We start from the raw sequence: 17,024 nt of genomic DNA, 5'->3' as shown, positions 1-17,024 counted from the left end.
CACAATCGCCGCCATGCAAGCCCTGAACCTGGAGCAGCGCCAGCCGCTGCATGACCTGGCGACCACGCGCCAGCACGAAACCACAGCCGCTGCTGCCCTGCCCGCGCACACCTTGATGCAGCGCGCCGGCCTGGCCACAGCGCAGCTGGCGCAGGCCCTGGCCCCCCACGCCCGCTGCATCTGGATTGCCTGCGGCAGCGGCAACAACGGCGGCGACGGTCTGGAAGCGGCGCTGCAGCTGCACCAACGCGGCAGACCGGTGCAAGTGACCTGGCTGGGGCAGCCAGAGCGCGCCCCCGCCGACGCCCACGCCGCCTGGCAGCGCGCCCGGCAAGCCGGGGTGGTGTTTTGCAGCACAGCGCCCACCCTCGGGCCGCAAGACCTGTGCATCGACGCCCTGCTGGGCATCGGCCTAGCCCCTGACCGCCCAACGAACGCCGCCCATGCTGCGCTGCACACCTGCCTGCAAGCCTTGCACACCAGCGCAGCGCCCGTGCTGTGTGTGGACGTGCCTTCGGGCCTGTGCTGCGACAGCGGCCAGTACCTCACACCCTTCGCCCCCAGCGGCCCCCCAGCGAGCGCACGCCACACCCTGAGCCTGCTGACCCTCAAACCCGGCCTGTTCACCGGCGCTGGCCGCGACGCCGCTGGCCGCATCTGGTTCGATGACCTGGGCGCCGCCGCCAGCCACACCACGGCCTGCGCCTGGCTGCCCGGCGCCCCAGCGCACCAGGTGCGTGCACACGCCAGCCACAAAGGCAGTTTTGGAGACGTTGTCATCGTCGGTGGTGAAGGGCTGGCCGCACGTGGCCTGGGCATGGGCGGCGCCGCCGTGCTGGCCGCGCGCGCCGCCTTGCACGCCGGCGCTGGCCGGGTGCTGCTGGCCCCCCTCGATGCCGACGCGCCCGGTATCGATGCCAGTCAACCCGAGCTCATGCTGCGCCAGGTGACCGCACTCGATTGGGCGCAGCTCACCGTGGTCTGCGGCTGCGGCGGCGGCGCTGCCGTGCGTCCGGTGCTGGCGCAAGTGCTGGCGCTGGCGCCGCGCCTGGTGCTCGATGCCGACGCACTCAACGCCATTGCCGCCGAAGCGCCCTTGCAACAGGCGCTGCACCAGCGCGCCGCCCAGGGCCAGGCCACGGTGCTGACGCCGCACCCGCTCGAAGCCGCGCGCCTGCTCGGCACCCATACGGCGCAAGTGCAAGCCCAGCGGCTGCAAGCCGCACAGACGCTGGCCACGCGCTTTGCCTGCACCGTCGTGCTCAAGGGTTCGGGCAGCATCATTGCCGCGCCAGGGCAGCCGCCCGCCATCAACCCCACGGGCAACGCCCGGCTGGCCACAGCCGGTACAGGCGATGTGCTTGCCGGCCTGCTGGGCACGCGCTTGGCCCAAACTGCAGATGCCTGGAGCGCCGCCTGCGCCGCCTGCTGGCAGCACGGCGCCCTGGCCGATGCCTGGCCGCCAGCGCAGGCCCTGACGGCCAGCCGCCTGGCGCAGGCGCTCACGCCCTGATCACCCCCGGGGCTTGCGCCCGCTTTTGGTTTTGGCTGGTTTGCCCGCTTTCAGCGGTTTGGCCGGCTTGGCCGGTTTCATCGGCTTGGCGGCATGGACGGATGGCCGCGCCTTGTCCTTGCGCGCACGCTCCGGGGGCGCAGCCTCTTGGCTGGCGGGGCGCTTGTCGGCCTTGGGCCTGAACGCCGGTTTGGCACTGGCGCGCTCTGCGGGGGGGAACGCCGCGTCCTGCGCCGGAATCAGGCGAAAGTCGATCTTGCGGCCATCGAGATCGACCCGGCTGACCTGCACCTGCACGCGCGTGCCCAGGGCGTAGCGCACGCCGCTGCGCTCGCCGCGCAGCTCCTGGCGGGCCTCATCGAAGCGGAAATACTCGCCACCGAGTTCGGTGATGTGCACCAGGCCCTCGACATACAGCGCATCGAGCGTGACGAAAATACCAAAGCTGGTCACGGCCGATACCTGGCCGCTGTATTCCTCGCCCAAATGCTCGCGCATGTACTGGCACTTGAGCCAGGATTCGACGTCGCGGCTGGCCTCGTCAGCGCGGCGTTCGTTGGCGCTGCAGTGCAGGCCCGCTGCCTCCCAGGCCTGCGATTCGGCCACGGAGGCTGCGCCAGCGGCTTTGCGCGGGCGCTGGCGCGGCTCTTGCACGCGCTCGGCCAGGCGCTTGGCGAGCTTGGCGTGCGCTTCGCCCGGCGTTGGCAGCGTCGGCAGCTGGTAGCGCTGGCCGGCCAAAATGGCCCTGATGACGCGGTGCGTGAGCAAATCAGGGTAGCGCCGGATGGGGCTGGTGAAGTGCGTGTAGGCCTCGTACGCCAGGCCAAAGTGGCCGCTGTTGATGGGCGTGTAGATGGCCTGCTGCATCGAGCGCAGCAGCATGGTGTGGATCTGCTGCGCGTCCGCTCGCTCCTTGGTGGCCTCGGCAATGCGCTGGAACTCCATGGTGCTGGGATCGTCGCTCACCGACTGGTTCACCCCCAGCGACTTCAAGAAGCCGCGCAGGATGTCGATTTTTTCCGGCGTCGGTCCCTCGTGCACCCGGTACAAGCCGGGTTGGCCGCCCTGGGCGATGAAATCGGCGCTGCAGACGTTGGCGGCCAGCATGGCCTCCTCGATCAGGCGGTGTGCCTCGGTGCGCGTGCGCGGCACGATTTTTTCGATGCGCCCGTTTTCACTGCAAACGATTTGCGTCTCGGTGGTTTCAAAGTCCACTGCCCCCCGGTGCCCGCGTGCGCCGAGCAAGGCGCGGTACACGTCCTGCAGATTGAGCAAATCGGCCACCCGCGCCTGGCGCCGCTGCGCCTCGGGGCCGCGCGTGTTCGACAAAATGGCAGCGACCTCGGTGTAGGTAAAGCGTGCGTGGCTGAACATCACTGCCGGATAGAACTGGTAGGCCGTGACCTCGCCCTGCGCCGACACCAGCATGTCGCACACCATGCACAGGCGCTCGACCTCGGGGTTGAGCGAGCACAGGCCGTTGCTGAGCTTTTCCGGCAGCATGGGAATGACGCGGCGCGGAAAGTAGACGCTGGTGGCGCGGTCGTAGGCGTCGATGTCGATGGCGCTGCCGGTCTGCACGTAGTGGCTCACATCCGCAATCGCCACCAGCAGGCGCCAGCCCTTGCCGCGCCCGACCTTGGCGGGCTCGCAATACACGGCATCGTCGAAGTCGCGTGCATCCTCGCCGTCGATCGTGACCAACGGGATGTCGGTCAGGTCGATGCGCTGCTTCTTGTCGAGCGCGCGCACCTTCTCCGGCAATTTTTTCGCCTGCGCCAGGCAGGCGTCGGAAAATTCATGCGGCACGCCGTATTTGCGCACCGCAATTTCAATCTCCATGCCCGGGTCATCGACCTCACCCAGCACTTCGGTGATGCGCCCGACCGGCTGGCCATAGAGCGCCGGCGGCTCGGTCAGCTCGACGACCACCACCTGCCCCGACTGCGCCGCCCCGAGGGCGTTGGCCGGGATCAAGATATCTTGCCCCAGGCGCTTGTCCTCGGGCGCGACCAGCCAGACGCCGCTTTCCTGCAGCAGGCGGCCAATCAGCGGCTGCGGTGGGCGTTCGATGATTTCCAGCACCCGCCCTTCGGGGCGGCCGCGCTTGTCCTGGCCGGTGATGCGCACGCGCACCCTGTCCTTGTGCAGCACGGCGCGCATTTCATTGGGGGGGAGAAAGATGTCGGCCTCGCCGTCGTCGCGCACGACAAAACCAAAGCCGTCACGGTGGCCTTGTACGCTGCCTTCGATTTCTGTGTTGGTCTGGGGGCTGCGCGTACGGGAGTTCATTTTTTTGCTATACAATCTGAGTCTTTCCGTGCGACACGTAATGTGTCGTTCTGAATGAGGTAGCTGCCTCGTTAAATATTAGCAATTTACTCACCCGCTTCGGCGGGCATAAAACAGATGCTCGGCTCACCCCGATCATCCCACAGCTTGATCCGCAAGGACGGGCTTTAATAGAAGATAGACGGGCAACCGAGCTATCTCATCAAAGCCACTCTATCGAGTGACTTTATATTGAAAGCGGCAGAGATGCCGTTTGTGGCGCTCGCGCACATAGCCGACGAGCACGCCACAAGCGGAGCTTTGTCTGCCGCGTGCGCAGCTCGTTTCTGAGTAAACCATTCAGAGCGTCCTGCTCTGATCTGCCTTGTCATACATCCGGCAACGGATCGCTGTGACCTCGCGTGCGACCGCGAGTAGCCTAGAGTGGCATGCAGGGACAGTAATGACCCTGTGTGAAGCCCACTCAACAATGAACCCCTACTTCGGTAGCAGCTACGCCCGCGAGGGTGTAGCTGGAAGCTGCCAGCAGAAAGGCGGCCGAGGGGGCTAGGCTAGTTCCATATGGGCAACATAAGTGAACCATCGTCAGAACCTGGGTGAAGATTGAACGGCCAAATCTGCTGATAGGCCGTAACCAAAAGGTGCGCTGCTGGCTATTCCTGTGGAAAGTGGGAATACGTCGTCAATATGCAGCCCCAGGAAAGATGGGTCCTAAATGGAGAGATCGAAGCGGCGCAAACCGCCAAGATCGGTAGATCAGGGAACGTGGTAAGCCCCACCACCCGCCTGCGCGCTTCGGCACGCAGGCAGGGGAGCCGCAAGGCAACCTGTTGGATGAGGGGGTATGGGATGGTGGAAAAAGCGAACGGCTGCCTGTAACGGGTGGCATAGGGGTTCCAACTTTGCCCTAACGCGAAAGCGTGCAAACTTCCACTTGGTGCAACCGTCGCGAGATGGCTGTCTAAGTTCAATCGACCCCGAAGGGATGCTCAATTCCCCTTCGGGGGAGAAGTGCGTCCTCGATGGGTCTAACTCAAAGAGGAAAGCATGAGAAAACTTGCTGGCAACAGCGAGCCTGCATCCTCACGCGAACCCGCCGACTGGCACGCCATTGACTGGCAGCGAGTTGAAAGGTTTGTGCGAACGATGCAGCAAAAGATCGCGAAGGCGACGCAAGAACAGGATTGGCGGCGGGTGAAAGCCCTCCAACGATCCTTGATCCACTCGCACTCTGCCAGAGCTCTGGCGGTAAGGCGGGTGACCGAAAACCAAGGCAAGCGAACGGCAGGGGTCGATCGCCAACTTTGGGATACTCCGCTCCTGAAATGGGCGGCAATCGGTTTGTTGAAACAGCAACGAGGGTATAGGCCCCTGCCCTTGCGGCGGGTCTACATCCCAAAATCGAACGGGAAGGAGCGCCCACTGGGCATTCCAACCATGTTCGACCGGGCCATGCAGGCACTTCACCTGCTAGGACTAGAGCCCGTGGCGGAAAGTACGAGCGACCCGAACTCCTATGGGTTCAGGAGAAATCGCTCCACGGCCGATGCCATGGGCCAGATATTCGTCTGCACATCCAAAAAGGCTTCGGCCCCATGGGTGCTGGAGGCGGACATCCGAGGCTGTTTCGACCACATCAACCACGACTGGCTGGTGCGCCACGTCCCCACGGACAAGGCAATCCTGCGCAAGTGGCTGAAAGCCGGGGTGATCCACCAGGGTCACTTCTCGCCGACTGACGAAGGAACGCCGCAAGGCGGCATCATTTCGCCAACATTGGCGAACATGTGTCTGAACGGGCTCGAATCCGGCTTGGCCGCGCACCTCAAAGCGCGGTTCAGGTCTCGCGCCTTGAAGCTGAAAGTCAATGTAATCCGGTACGCAGACGATTTCGTCATCACCGGCGACTCCGCGGAGTTGCTGGAGACAGAAGTCAGGCCGTGGGTCGAAGCATTCCTCGCACAACGAGGGTTGCAACTGTCGCCGGAAAAGACAAGGGTCGCCCACATTGATGACGGCTTCAACTTTCTGGGGTGGAATTTCCGCAAGTACGCGGGAAAACTACTCATCAAGCCAAGCAAGAAGAACGCGCAAGCGCTCTACAGCAAGGTCAGGGAGATCGTAAAGACACATGCGATGGTGAAACAGGAGGATCTCATCGCCAAACTGAACCCTATCCTTCGGGGATGGGCGCAGTACCACCATCCGGTGGTGGCAAAAGAAACCTTCAACAAGATGGACAACTTGATCTACTGGCGGCTTGTCCGCTGGGCGAGACGGCGCCATCCAAACAAGTCCCCGAAGTGGTGTGCGAACCGTTACTGGCAGCGCATCAACGAGAGGAATGAGTTCGCTGCAACCGTCAAGACGGCAGAAGGTCCATTCACGAAAAAGCTGTTGAAGCTCGCGGATACAGAGATCGTGAGGCACGAGAAGATCAAGGCTGACTACAACCCCTTCGATCCATCGTGGGAAGCGTACGGCGAGAAATTGAGGACGAAGCGCATGCTGCGAAGCATCGCGTACAGGGCCGAAACAACCATGCTGTATGTGTCCCAGGCGGGGCAGTGTGCACTTTGCGCACAGCCCTTGGACTACGAGAGCGGATGGCACGACCACCACATTGTTCGCAAAGTGGATGGCGGGTCGGATGCTCTCTACAACCGGGTACTACTGCACCCGGTCTGCCACATCAGACTGCATGCCTTGGGTCTGACGGTAGCGAAACCGGCCCCACATGGGGCTTCGATTCCGAAGAAGGCGAAAACTTAGGGTACAATCTGAGTCTTCGCACAATACGGATAGTGTTGTGCTTGAGCCGGATGCGGTGAAAGTCGCAAGTCCGGTTCTTAGGGGGGGATGGTTCAGTAATGAACTGTCCCTACCCTCCTGAAATGCCCAGGTGGCGGAATTGGTAGACGCACTAGTTTCAGGTACTAGCGCTGAGAGGCGTGGAGGTTCGAGTCCTCTCCTGGGCACCAAGTTTAACGACAAGCTGTGATGGTTTGACGTCAAATGCGGAAAACACAAGCAGCTGCTGTACGATCAGCGGTTTCTTGTGCAAGTCTTCAAGACTGAGAACGGATTTTGCAAAAAGTTCGTTATTTTTATTGAAGCAACTAAAAAGACCGTATAATTCGAGTCTTTCCTGAAAGCCCAGGTGGCGGAATTGGTAGACGCACTAGTTTCAGGTACTAGCGGGTAACTCCGTGGAGGTTCGAGTCCTCTCCTGGGCACCAAACATCGAAGGCCGTTGCGCAAGCAACGGCCTTTTTGTTTTGCCCGCCTGAGGGTGCACGCAAAAAAAAGGCTGCCACATTCCTGTGGCAGCCTTTTTTGCTGGCGGACTTACTTGCGCAGCAGCGCCTTGAGTGCGCTTTGCAGGCGGCGGGCGCTGGCAGCATCGCTAGCGGCGCCCAGCACGCGGGCGGCATCCTGGCCCCAGGTTTGTGCCGGCGCCGGGTCGTTGCGGCGCGTGAGCATTTGCAGCTGCAGCGCGCGGCGGGCGTTCAGCTGCTCAGCGGGCGTGGGCACATCGGCAGCCATCTCCAGGCGCAGCAGGGCTTCGCCCGCATCACCCGCTGGCGCCGCCGACAGCGCTTGTACCCAGCTGCTGCGCACCGGCGTGGTGACGCGGCCGCCGAGCTCCTGGCCACTGGGCAACTGGGCAGCGTCGCGCTGCTCCCAAGCCGTCAGCAGCTGCGTCAGCGCTTCGCCATGGGCCTGGGCGGCGAGTTTTTTCAGCGCCAGCTGAGCGTGGTCCATGGCGTCGCGCTGGGCACGGAAGGCCGCGTCGCCCAGGCGCGGGCCGCGCTCCTCGCGGGGGCTGCGCTCGCCAAAGCGGCTGCCGCGCTCGAAACGACCATCCCCGCGACCATCGCCACGGCCCTCCCCACGCCCTTCGGGGCGGCCCGGGCGGGCATCGCGGCGCGGCGCGGCAGCCGCGTCACGCTGCATTCCCGGGCGATCATCGCCGCGCACGGCGCGCAGCGGGCGCACGGGGGCAGCTTTGGCAGTAGCGGGCGCTTCACTTTCTGTAGCTGTTAGCGCTTGCTCCTCTTGGGCTGGAGCCTGATTTTGTTCAGATTTCTCCGCCTCAGCACGCTGCTGCAGGGCCGCTTCCAGGGCCTGCATGGCGCTGCGGATTTGCTGCGCATCGCCGCTGGCGTTGGCCGCCTCCAGGGCTTTGGAGGCGTCGAGCACCACGCGGTCGCGCGCGCTCATCTCGCCGGCTGCGCGCTCACGTTCGGCGCCCTTGCGGTTGAAGGCTTCGTCAATGGGTTTGCGGAAGGCGTCCCAGAGCTTTTGTTCCTGCTTGCGATCGAGCGGCACGCTCTGTGCCTCGGCCTGCCAGCGCTGCTGCAGGGCCTTGATGGCGTCGATGCGCAGCTGTGCGCCTGCACCCAGGGCGGTGGCTTCTTCGATCATGGCCTGGCGCTGGGCCAGGCTGGCTTTTTGCGCGGCTTCGAGCGGTGCGGCGGCCAGGGCGATGGCCTGCTTCCACAGCGGCTGCAGCTCGGCAAAGAGCTTCTCGCCGACATGACCCCCATCGCGCCAGCGCTCAGAGAACTGGTGCAGCGCGCGGTTGATGCCCTTCCAGTCGCTGCTGGCAGCGTGCGCGGCGGCCCAGGTTTTCACTTCCTCGATCAAGGCCAGGCGCTTGGCCTTGTGCTCGGCGCTCTCGGCGCGCACCTTGTCGAGCCAGCCTTCAACCACCTTGTGCGCGGCGTTGCAGGCTTCGTCAAACTTGCGCCACAGGCCATGGTTGGCCGGGCCGCCCTGGTCGGCCTGCTTCCACTGCTCGCGCAGCTGGCGCAGGCTCTCTTGCATCTTGCGTCCGCCCAGGGCCTGGCCCTCGGGGCGCGCCAGCAGGGCTTCGGCCTTGGCGACCAGCTCTTCGCGCACCTGGTCGGCGCTCCAGCGCTGCCAGCCCTGCAGTTCACCGGCGGCCACCAGCGCCTGGTGCACCTGCTGCTCCAGGGCGGCGTCGATGTGACGGCCCTGGGTCTTGAGCACGGCACGCAGCGCCGTGGCCGCGCCCGCGCTGGCTTTGCCGTGGCCTTCGGCGGTCTCTTGCTCTAATTTTGAGAGCACCTCACGCACGGCCTGCTGGGCTTTTTCGACGATAGCGGGGTCGGTCTTGGGCTTGGGCTGCTTGGCGGCGGCAGCAGCGACCACGGTTTCGGCTTCGGTGGGCAGGCCACGGGCAGCGCGCAGCTCATCGGCCCACACCGGCACGGGGGGCAGCGGGGCGTTCGCGTCGGCGGCAGCGGCCACGGTTTGCTCCAGGGCTGCGGCAAAGGCGTCCCAGACCACCTGCAGCTGGCCGCGCGAGGCGTCGAGCAGGGGCGGGAAGCGCGCCTCCACGCTGGCCCAGCTGGCGTCGTCCATCAGTGCCTGGGCCTGCTCCTGCCAGCGGCTGACGTCCACGCGCAGCAGCTCCAGCGCCGCCTGGGCGTCGGCCCAGGGCTTGGTCGAGAGCACTTCGATGCGCTGCGCCAGCAGCACGGCGGCTTCGCGCTGCACCTGCACGCGGTGCTGCAGGTCTTCGATCACCTTGATGCGTTCGGCCAGCTGCACCTTGAAGGCCGACAGCGGCTCGCGCGACAGCGGCGCACCGGCCTTGGCGGCATCGCGCTGCCAGGCCATGGCGTCGGCAATGTTCAGGCGCGCGCTCGCCAGCAGCGTCTGCGCCTTCTCGGCCCATTCGGCGGCGATGGCTTCCTGGTTCTTGGCGCGCTTGAGCTCGTCGATGCGCTCGCGAATGGCGCGGGCTGCGCCCTTGTCGCGCACGCTCAGTTCCTTGAACACCTCTTGCAGCTGCTCGGGCGCGGGGTTGCCGGCCAACCAGTCGCGCACGCGGGCAGCGCGCTCGCCAGAGGTGGCGGCAGAAAAAGCGCCGCCGGTGAGCGCATCGAGGGGATGGGCGTCAGCGGTCTTGGCCGGGGCCGGGATCACTTCAGGTGCATCGGACATGGTGGAACGAGAGGTAAAAGGAAACATGGCGAAAGAAAAGAGAGCCGTCCCGGCCACGCCCTGCGTGCACCGGAGCAGAAAAACCTGCCTGCCCTTCGGGCTGGAGCAAAACGCTTATTTTCGCCGGGATTTGGCGCCCGGCCCAAACGCCCCTACGGCAAGGCCAGGGTCAGGTGCGCGTGCGGCGTCCATTTGTCCTGCTGCGGCGCGGTATCAACCGCCCCCAAAAACAGCTGCGTGCCAGGTACGCCATGCGCCGTCAGGTAGTCGCGCACGGCCACGCCACGCTCGCTGGCCAGCTCGTGCATGGCGTCCTCGGGCAGGCTGATACCCGCCAGCAGCAGTGCCTGCACCTCGGCCACGGGCAATTCTTTGGGCAAGCCCAACAGGTTGCGCGGCTTGGGAATGTTGTCGGCACGGCGATACAGCGCTTGCAGCAAAGCGGGCGTTTCAGCGGCCGTGACGTCCTGCACAGCCTGCGGGTCTTGGCCGCTGCGGCGCGCCTCACGGCGTTTTTGCGCTAGCAGCATGGACTGCAGTTGCGCATTTTTCCAGCCCTCGCGCTCGCTTGCCAGCTGCGCCTGCCCCACCACGGTCAGCGTCAAGGCCGGGCGCTCTTGCAGTGCCTTGGCAACTTTGTCGAGGTTGGCGCGCGCAGCTGCATCGAGCTGCGCACTGCCGGGGGCAAAAGCCACGTTGCTGGCATCGCCGCCACTACCGCCACCAAAAGCGTTGGCAAGCAGGGCAAACGGCGCCGTCACCGCCTTCATGATGATGTTGCCCAACAGCTTGAAAATGACCGCACTGACGCGAAACTGCGGATCATTGAGCGAGCCGCTGACAGGCAGATCCAGGTCGATCACGCCGTTGCTGTCGGCCAGCAGCGCCGTCGCCAGGCGCACCGGCAGGCTGGCGGGGGCGCCTTCGACGGCATCGCCAAAACTGAGCTGGTGCAGCGCCAGCTTGTTGTTGGCGGTGAGCTGACCGTCGGGCTGAATCTGGTACGACACTTCCATGCTGAGCTTGCCGCGCTCAATGCCGTGGCCGGCGTATTTGATGCTGTAGGGCGAGAGCGGCGGCAGCTCCAGGCCCTGCATCTTGCCGACGATGTCGAGCGCCAGCGGCTGCGCCAGCGGGTTCAGGCGGCCGGTAATTTCGAGCTGCGCCGTGCCTTCGGCACGCCCGCGCAGCTCCAGCTCCGCCATAAGGGGCGGCTCGCCCGGCGCCGGCGGCTGCGAGGAAAACGCGCCCAGGCGCCCGGTCAGCTCGCTCAGGTCGGCAGAGTAATTGGGCTTGATGAAATGGTCGGTAAAACGCACCTGCCCCCCAGCCAGGGTGATGGGGCCAAAGCGCACGATGGGCGCCGCAGCAGCCGGCACAGGGGCTGCGACGGGGCCGGCAGGTACGGACGGCTGCTTGAGCACGTCCTGCAAATTGATGCGCCCGCCCTCTTGCACGATGATGCGGGCGAAAAAGTCGCTCAACGCCGTCTCGCGCACCTGCAGCTGTAACGGCTGCTGTGGCGCCAGGGCCAGATCCAGGCCACGCAAGCCCAGCGATTTCCACTTGAGTAGATCGTCTTGCGCCGTCAGGCGGCGCGGCGCCTCATCGTCGTCGGCCGCCACCGCACCAGGACGGGTCAACAGGGCCGAGCGCAGGCGCAGGTCGTCAATAGCGGCATCCCCTTGCACATGGACCTGCAGGCCCTGGGGGCGTTCGGCCACATCGACGCTGCCCTTGAAGCTGCCATCGGCGCGCAGCACACGCACATTGAGCGCCTGCGCCACATAAGGCTCCAGGACATGCAGCGGCAGCTGCGTCGCCAGCAACTGGCCCTGGCTACGCAGCGGCGCCAGCCCCAGGCTGCCCTTGTATTGCAGCTGCCCGGCCTGGCGGCGCCCGGCATCGACACGCGCGGCCAGCTCCAGATGCGCCGGCGCAGCGCCCGGGGTCAGCGGCGCCAGGTCTTGCACGCGCAGGCGCAGCTGCGACAGCTGCAGCGCCACCGCCTGCTGCGGCTGGGCGTCGCGCAAGGCCACCGCGCCCTCGTCGATTTCAAGCTGGGCGAGCTGCAAGCTCCAGGGGCGTGCTGGTGCAGCCGCCACCGCCGGGGCCGGAGCTGCAGCCAGCTGCGGGCGCAGCCAGGGCTCGAACATCCAGCGGCCCTGGGCATCGCGCTCGAGTTGCACCTCAGGCTGGGCCAGGGCCAGACGCCCCACGCGCACCTGCTGCGTCTGGCCATTGACACGCAGGTCGTCGAGCTGCAACCCGGCCACAGCGAGCCACTGGGGCTTGTTCTTCGCCCCAGCTTGCGCACAGGTGCCCGGGGGCGTGCAGCGCAAGGTGACGTTGGCCAGTGACAGGTGCGCCAGGCGCAGCACCCAGGCGGGGTCGTTCCAGGCCAGGCCCAGGTCGGCATCCAGGCGCCCATCCAGGCGCGGCTGCAGGTATTGCGCCAGATAAGGTGCGCCCACCGCCAGGGGCAGCTGGCGAATCGACGTGGCCAGCGTTGCCATGCGCGTGCTGGCCTGGCCCTGAAAACCAATTTTCCCCCCTTCGAGGGTGGCGCTGCCGGCAAAGTCAAACGGCTGCTGCAGCGGCCAGGCAATGGCCTTGGCATCGAGCTGCACTGCCTTGAGCGCCAGCTGGGCGCCTGCGGCCACGGCCTCGTCGCGCCAATCGACCTCGCCGCCGTGCAAGCGCACCCGATCGATTTGCCACTGCCAACCCGGCGTGGACGGAGGTGGCGAAGCACTGGAGGGCGCAGTGGGGGCACCGTCGGCCAACCGCTGCCAGTTGAGCAAACCATCGCGAGCGCGCACTGCCTGTGCCTTAGGCGCTTCTATTTCAATAGCTGACAAATGACCGCGCTGGGCCAGTGGCTGCACATCGGCGAGTTGCACGCGGATGGCATCGACGGCCAACAAGGGTTTTTGCTGGCGATCGGCCAAGCGCAGACCGCGCGCTTGCACCTGGCCACTGATGCTGACGTGGGCCTGCTCCTGCTGCTCGAACGACAGCTGCAAGTCCACATCCAGAACGCCCGCTTGCAGCTGCACCGGCACCGAGGCCGGCACGTAGGCCAGGTAGGGGGCCAAGTCAAAATCGGCCAGGCGCAGACGGGCCTGGGTTTGATGGCTGGAGAGAAACGGCGTGCTCTGCGCCGACGAGTCAAAACGGCTGCCGTTGAGCTCGAACGCCAGCCGGGGCTCGACCTTGATCTCGCGCTTGGACGCCAGGCTGCTCAGAAACGGCACGCGCAGCTGCAAATCGCGCAGCGCGTGCGTGCGCTCTACCGTGTGATCGACAAAATCGACCGTACCGTCACGCACGACGACGTTGTACAGCGCAAAGCGCGGCAGGGGTGTGGGCTGCGGCGCGGGCTCGTCAGCGACCAGGCGCGCCAGGATATCGTCCACGTCATAGTGGCCAGGACGGGTTTGCTCCAGGTGCAGCACAGGCTGATCGACCTCCAACGCATCGAGCACCGGCGCCAGGCGCAGCACCGAACTTGCCGCCAAGTCCACATACACCCGCTGCACCGTCAGCTGCGCACCCTCACCCTGTGCCTTGGCAACGGCAACGTCGTGCAGCGTCAGCTGCAGCGCCCAAGGGGCAAACTCGACACGGCCAATATGCACCGTGCGCCCCAGGGCCACGCCAGCCCATTTTTCACCCTGGCTGCGCAAAAGCGGCGGCAGCGCCAACCAGCCCAGCAGCCACAGCAGCAACACCCCCAACAGCACCCAGACGGCGCGACGCAACCACGGCCAAGCGATGAGACGAGACGACAACGGAGGCTCCTGCATGTGCAAATGCAGGGATTGCACCAGATTTCTGCTGTGAACGGGTGCAACGGAGGGTAAATAAGAAAGCCCGGTGGGGGCGCAGGGCCGACCACCGGGCTTGACGGCTGGCACAACGGCCTTTGCCATCGATTGGCGACGGAGAGAGCGTCTGTGTCTCCCGTCGGCCAGGGGGCAAGGTATTGCCCCCAGGGGGTTGCCGTGAAAGCGTGACCTGCTTTGCGGCGGGCTCCTTAGCGCCCAGAGTGCAAGCGGCTTGGCTTCGTCCGGCAGATGCCTTGCAAGTGCAGGCAAGCCAACAGTACCGAAAGCACGCCCGCAATCCAATCATTTTGTTTTTATGACACCACCGCCTTTGATTGAGAACAACAATCATCACTCGAAGGACAATGATTTACATGGACACACATACAGCATTAACATACAAATTTGATCTTAAACATCAATTTTTTAGTATTGACTTAGCATTAAATCGACTTTTAGAATCCGCCAGCTTTTGACAAGCTAGTACAAACCCCAGCGCTGCCGACACCGGCTAAGTCAGTCTGCCCCTTCTTTGTGCGCCACCACGGCGCCCCGGCAGGCTCGATGGCGTACCAATCCGAAGCCTGCAGCTCCTCTGCGCCGCCCTACCCGGGCCACCCAGTCGCTCCAGCAGGCCCCAAGAAAGGAAAGCTATGACAGCGTCAGGAAAAATGGTCGCCTCCGTGCGCCAGGTCGTGTCCGATATGGCCGACGGTTTTCTTGAAATCACCCACAACAGCTTCGCCCTGCTGGGCTTGGCTGTGGCCTTTGTGGCCTTGACCCTCATCGCCCGTCCCGACCTGCGCCAAAACGGCGAGGAGGAACTGCGCAGCTGGCTACAAGCACGCCAGGTGGCCGAGCTCGACCACCCAGTCGAGCCCGATGCCATCGAGCGCGCCACCGCCACCAACCCCAAAGACCTGCCCCAGGAGCAGGCCAAGGTGGCTTACTGGCTGAGCAAAAAATACCGCGTCGCGCCCGAGCCGCTGGCGGCGCTGGTGAGCGAGGCCTACGGCCTGGGCCAGCGCAACAAGCTCGATCCGACGCTGATCCTGGCGATCATGGCGATCGAGTCGAGCTTCAACCCCTTTGCCCAAAGCGCCGTCGGCGCGCAGGGGCTGATGCAGGTCATGACGCGCGTGCACCAGGACAAGTACCAGAACTTTGGCGGCCACTTTGCCGCCTTCGACCCGGTGAGCAACCTGCGCGTGGGCGTGAGCGTGCTCAAGGAGTGCATTGCCCGTGCCGGTTCGCTCGAAGGGGGCTTGCGCTACTACGTCGGCGCCGCCAACCTCGAAGACGACGGTGGCTATGCCGCCAAGGTGCTGGCCGAGCACCAGCGCCTGCGCCAGGTGGCCGCTGGGCGCAATGTGCCGCTGGCAGCACCGGCGGCGCCCATCGTTGCGACCAAGGCCGCACCGGTTGGCCCGAGCAGCCCAGCAACGGGCAGCGACAAGGTGGCCATGCTCTCCAGCCCCGAAATGTGAAAGCCCCTGGGCTACACTAGCAGGGTACGCGACTGGCGATAGGCGCGGCCGCCCCACCGGGTGGCTGCCGCTGACGTGGAAAACCAGCAGCGAAGCCACTTGGCCTTCCTGCCAAACCACTGGGAAGCGTACCGCCCGGGGCGACCGCTCCAGAGTGTTCGAGCCGTTCGCCTGGGCAGCCCTTGCCACCAAGGGATTCCAATTCAAAGGACTGCCATGTACCAACGCAATATTCTTGTCGAACAAGCCGATCCCGAGCTGTTTGCCGCCATCCAAGCCGAAAACCAGCGCCAGGAAGAGCACATCGAGCTGATCGCCAGCGAGAACTACGCCTCCCCCGCCGTCATGTGGGCGCAGGGCACGCAGCTGACCAACAAGTACGCCGAGGGCTACCCCGGCAAGCGCTACTACGGCGGCTGCGAGTTTGTCGATGTGGCCGAGCAGCTGGCCATCGACCGCATCAAGCAGCTTTTTGGCGCTGAAGCGGCCAACGTGCAGCCGCACTGCGGCGCCTCGGCCAACGAGGCCGTGTTCCTGGCCTTCCTCAAGCCCGGCGACACCATCATGGGCATGAGCCTGGCCGAAGGCGGGCACCTGACCCACGGCATGGCGCTGAACATGTCGGGCAAGTGGTTCAACGTCGTGTCCTACGGCTTGAACGAGAAAGAAGAAATCGACTACGAGGCCATGGAAGCCAAGGCGCGCGAGCACCGCCCCAAGCTCATCGTCGCCGGCGCCTCGGCCTACGCGCTGCACATCGACTTTGCGCGCTTTGCCAAAATCGCCAAAGAAGTGGGCGCCATCTTCATGGTGGACATGGCCCACTACGCAGGCTTGATTGCCGCTGGCGTGTACCCCAACCCGGTGCCGCACGCCGACGTGGTCACCAGCACCACGCACAAGAGCCTGCGCGGCCCGCGCGGCGGCTTCATTCTGATGAAGGCCGAGCACGAAAAAGCCATCAACAGCGCCATCTTCCCCGGCCTGCAGGGCGGCCCGCTGATGCACGTGATCGCGGCCAAGGCCGTGGCCTTCAAGGAGGCACTCTCGCCCGAGTTCAAGCAGTACCAGCAACAGGTGGCCAAGAACGCGCAGATCATTGCCCAGACGCTGACCGAGCGCGGCCTGCGCATCGTCAGCGGCCGCACTGAAAGCCACGTCATGCTGGTCGATCTGCGCGCCAAGGGCATCACCGGCAAGGAAGCCGAGGCCGTGCTGGGCCAGGCGCACATGACGATCAACAAGAACGCCATCCCCAACGACCCGGAAAAGCCCATGGTCACCAGCGGCGTGCGCATTGGCACCCCGGCCATGACCACGCGCGGCTTCAAGGAAGAAGAAGCCCGCGCCACGGCCCACCTGATTGCCGACGTGCTCGACAACCCGCGTGACGAGGCCAACATCGCCGCCGTGCGCGCCAAGGTGCACGCGCTCACCAGCCGCTTCCCGGTCTACCGCTAAAGCCAGGGCGGCACGATGAAATGCCCGTTCTGCGGCCACCAGGAGACGCAAGTCGTTGAAACCCGCGTGGCCGAGGATGGGGATTTCGTGCGCCGGCGCCGCCAGTGCGGCAGCTGCGCCAAGCGCTTTACGACCTACGAACGGCCGGACGTGAGTTTTCCGGCCATCGTCAAGAAAGACGGACGGCGCATTGAGTACGACCGGCGCAAGCTGCAGGGCTCGTTCGCCATTGCCCTGCGCAAGCGCCCGGTGAGCACGACGCAGGTCGACTCCGCCCTTGAGCGCATCGAGGAAAAGCTGCTCAACCTCGGCCAGCGCGAGGTGCTTTCGAGCCTGCTGGGCGAGCTGGTGATGCGCGAGCTCAAAAAGCTCGACAAGGTTGCCTACGTGCGCTTTGCCAGCGTGTACCGCAGCTTCGAGGACATCGACGAGTTCAAAACCGTGATCGACGAAGTGCGCTGAGTC

At 65.0% G+C, this 17,024-nt stretch carries 8 protein-coding genes, 2 tRNA genes and 1 riboswitch; of the genes, 7 read left to right on the top strand and 3 right to left on the bottom strand.

The genetic code is table 11. From position 1 onward, the window contains the following. The first annotated feature begins 13 nt into the window (after window positions 1–13). The gene (locus tag G7045_RS04105; protein WP_166157708.1) at window positions 14–1,513 is read left to right on the top strand and encodes an NAD(P)H-hydrate dehydratase; all 1,500 of its coding nucleotides are present in this window, start codon (window positions 14–16) and stop codon (window positions 1,511–1,513) included. On the opposite strand, the gene rnr is transcribed toward G7045_RS04105, so the two are convergent. Next, entirely contained in the window at window positions 1,514–3,805 is a 2,292-nt protein-coding gene (gene rnr, locus G7045_RS04100; protein ID WP_205737204.1) for a ribonuclease R, read from the bottom strand. 1,047 nt (window positions 3,806–4,852) lie between these two features. Here rnr and ltrA point away from each other — a divergent pair. From ltrA to G7045_RS04085, 3 genes are all read left to right on the top strand, one after another. After that, entirely contained in the window at window positions 4,853–6,577 is a 1,725-nt protein-coding gene (ltrA, locus tag G7045_RS04095; RefSeq protein WP_166157699.1) for a group II intron reverse transcriptase/maturase, read from the top strand. A gap of 124 nt (window positions 6,578–6,701) precedes the next feature. After that, window positions 6,702–6,786, top strand: a tRNA-Leu gene (locus G7045_RS04090). A 173-nt stretch (window positions 6,787–6,959) separates the two neighbouring features. After that, a tRNA-Leu gene (locus tag G7045_RS04085) sits at window positions 6,960–7,044 on the top strand. A gap of 109 nt (window positions 7,045–7,153) precedes the next feature. On the opposite strand, the gene G7045_RS04080 is transcribed toward G7045_RS04085, so the two are convergent. Both G7045_RS04080 and G7045_RS04075 read right to left on the bottom strand, forming a co-directional pair. Continuing rightward, a complete protein-coding gene (locus tag G7045_RS04080) occupies window positions 7,154–9,808 on the bottom strand; it encodes a DUF349 domain-containing protein (protein ID WP_166157696.1) in 2,655 nt (884 codons plus the stop codon). A gap of 125 nt (window positions 9,809–9,933) precedes the next feature. After that, the gene (locus tag G7045_RS04075; protein WP_166157693.1) at window positions 9,934–13,590 is read right to left on the bottom strand and encodes a DUF748 domain-containing protein; all 3,657 of its coding nucleotides are present in this window, start codon (window positions 13,588–13,590) and stop codon (window positions 9,934–9,936) included. Window positions 13,591–14,264: 674 nt separating this feature from the next. Here G7045_RS04075 and G7045_RS04070 point away from each other — a divergent pair. The 3 genes from G7045_RS04070 to nrdR all read left to right on the top strand — a co-directional run bounded on the left by G7045_RS04070 (window position 14,265) and on the right by nrdR (window position 17,021). Further along, on the top strand, window positions 14,265–15,098 hold the full coding sequence (locus G7045_RS04070; RefSeq protein WP_166157690.1) for a lytic transglycosylase domain-containing protein: 834 nt from the start codon (window positions 14,265–14,267) through the stop codon (window positions 15,096–15,098). 18 nt (window positions 15,099–15,116) lie between these two features. Next, a riboswitch (ZMP/ZTP riboswitch) is annotated at window positions 15,117–15,282 on the top strand. Between the two features lie 32 nt (window positions 15,283–15,314). Further along, a complete protein-coding gene (gene glyA, locus G7045_RS04065; RefSeq protein WP_166157687.1) occupies window positions 15,315–16,559 on the top strand; it encodes a serine hydroxymethyltransferase in 1,245 nt (414 codons plus the stop codon). A 15-nt stretch (window positions 16,560–16,574) separates the two neighbouring features. Then, window positions 16,575–17,021 carry a transcriptional regulator NrdR gene (gene nrdR / locus G7045_RS04060; RefSeq protein ID WP_166157684.1) on the top strand — a complete coding sequence of 149 codons (447 nt, stop codon included), beginning with the start codon at window positions 16,575–16,577 and terminating at the stop codon, window positions 17,019–17,021. Window positions 17,022–17,024 lie beyond the last annotated feature (3 nt).

The organism is Acidovorax sp. HDW3, from assembly GCF_011303755.1.
GTDB lineage: Bacteria > Pseudomonadota > Gammaproteobacteria > Burkholderiales > Burkholderiaceae_C > Paenacidovorax.
This window is presented reverse-complemented; position numbering and strand designations above follow the sequence as displayed.

Coding starts and splice junctions, on each gene's coding strand:
- G7045_RS04105 (WP_166157708.1), top strand. CDS start 14: ATGCAAGCCCTGAACCTGGAGCAGCGCCAGCCGCTGCATGACCTGGCG.
- rnr (WP_205737204.1), bottom strand. CDS start 3,805: ATGAACTCCCGTACGCGCAGCCCCCAGACCAACACAGAAATCGAAGGC.
- ltrA (WP_166157699.1), top strand. CDS start 4,853: ATGAGAAAACTTGCTGGCAACAGCGAGCCTGCATCCTCACGCGAACCC.
- G7045_RS04080 (WP_166157696.1), bottom strand. CDS start 9,808: ATGTTTCCTTTTACCTCTCGTTCCACCATGTCCGATGCACCTGAAGTG.
- G7045_RS04075 (WP_166157693.1), bottom strand. CDS start 13,590: ATGCAGGAGCCTCCGTTGTCGTCTCGTCTCATCGCTTGGCCGTGGTTG.
- G7045_RS04070 (WP_166157690.1), top strand. CDS start 14,265: ATGACAGCGTCAGGAAAAATGGTCGCCTCCGTGCGCCAGGTCGTGTCC.
- glyA (WP_166157687.1), top strand. CDS start 15,315: ATGTACCAACGCAATATTCTTGTCGAACAAGCCGATCCCGAGCTGTTT.
- nrdR (WP_166157684.1), top strand. CDS start 16,575: ATGAAATGCCCGTTCTGCGGCCACCAGGAGACGCAAGTCGTTGAAACC.